Origin of the sequence: Streptosporangium sp. NPDC023615 (assembly GCF_040640155.1) — a bacterium.
Lineage (GTDB): Bacteria > Actinomycetota > Actinomycetes > Streptosporangiales > Streptosporangiaceae > Streptosporangium.
In genome coordinates, this window is record NZ_JBFABE010000171.1 from 1 (window position 1) to 1,601 (window position 1,601).

Genomic DNA, 1,601 nt, shown 5'->3' on the forward strand with positions numbered 1-1,601 from the left:
CCCTCGCCCACCACCGCCACACCCAAGGACTCCCCGCCACCAGCATCGCCTGGGGCAGGACGGAGCGGTCCGGCCCGGGGCCGATGAGCGTGGAGCGGGCGATGACACCGGAGGAGCGGCTGGCGGCGTTCGACGCGGCGCTGGCCGGTGATGACGCGGTCGTGGTGGCCCTGTCCGTGGACCACGCGGTGGCCCGCGCCATGGTCACGCTCCCGTCGGCGCTGCGTGGGCTGGTCAGGAGCACGCGCCGCAGGCAGGCCTCCTCCGGCGTCTCGCTGGCCGACCGTCTCAAGAAGCTGGCCCCGGCGGACCGGCGCCCGATCGTGCTGGACCTGGTACGCGCCCAGGTCGCGGGCGCTCTGGGCTACTCCCGGCCCGAGTCCCTCGACATGAACCAGCCGTTCCAGGATCTGGGTCTGGACTCCCTCACGGCGGTCGATCTGCGGAACCGGCTCCAGGCCGAGACCGGGCTCCGGCTCGACGCGACGATCGCGTTCGACCATCCGACTCCGCTGGCGGTCGCCGAACTCCTGCTGTCCCGGGTCTCTCCCGGGGAGTCCGACGACGTGACCTCGCTCCTGAGCGAGATGGACCGGCTGGACGCGCTGCTCACGACGGTCCCGGACGACCACAAGGACCGCGGCGTGCTGTACCGCCGGTTGCGCGCCATTACCTCCAAGCTGCACAAACCGCTTGAGCAGCAGGAACCCGTCGCCGTGGGGAACCGCATCGAGTCGGCGTCGGCAGAGGAGATCTTCAACTTCATCGACACGCAGCTGGGTCGTTCCAGAGGAGAGGTTCGCTGATGTCCAACGAGCAGAAGCTACTCGACTACCTCAAGTGGGTCACGACCGATCTGGAGGAGACCCGCCGACGGTTGGACGAGCTCGAGGCGGCCGAGCAGGACCCCATCGCGATCGTCGGCATGTCGTGCCGCTTCCCCGGTGGAGTCTCCTCGCCGGACGAGTTGTGGAGTCTCGTCACCGACGGCGTGGACGCCATCGCGGAGTTCCCGACCGACCGTGGCTGGGACATCGAGGAACTGTACGATCCCGAGCCCGGCAAACCCGGCAAGTGCTACACCAGAGAAGGCGGTTTCCTTCGGGAGGCGGCACTGTTCGATCCTGGTTTCTTCGGCATCTCACCACGTGAGGCGCTGGCGATGGATCCGCAGCAGCGGGTTTTGCTGGAGGCGGCCTACGAGGTCTTCGAGCATGCCTGCATCGACGTGACGACGTTGAAGGGCAGCAGGACAGGGGTGTTCGTCGGCATCGTCGAGGAGAGCTACCTCGGGCTCAACGCGCCGGAGGAACTCGAGGGCTACCTGATGACCAGCAAGCTGGGCAGCGTCGCCTCGGGCCGGATCTCCTACACCTTCGGCTTCGAAGGGCCCGCCGTCAGCCTGGACACGGCGTGCTCCTCCTCGCTCGTGGCCTTGCATCTCGCCATCCAGTCGTTGCGAACGGGCGAGTCGGATCTCGCGATCGCGGGCGGGTCCACGGTCAGCGCCGACCCCGGCGGGCTCATCGACTTCTCGCGGCAGCGTGGTCTGGCGCCCGACGGGCGTTGCAAGTCCTTCGCCGCGGCGGCCGACGGTACGT

General features: G+C 68.6%; 2 protein-coding genes. Both read left to right on the forward strand.

Features of this window, described 5'->3' with window-relative positions:
* Positions 1–806: phosphopantetheine-binding protein (locus tag AB0G16_RS38725; RefSeq protein ID WP_362816011.1), on the forward strand; the 806-nt coding region annotated here is incomplete at its 5' end.
* Positions 806–1,601: beta-ketoacyl synthase N-terminal-like domain-containing protein (locus tag AB0G16_RS38730; protein ID WP_362816013.1), on the forward strand; the 796-nt coding region annotated here is incomplete at its 3' end. The genes AB0G16_RS38725 and AB0G16_RS38730, both read left to right, overlap by 1 nt.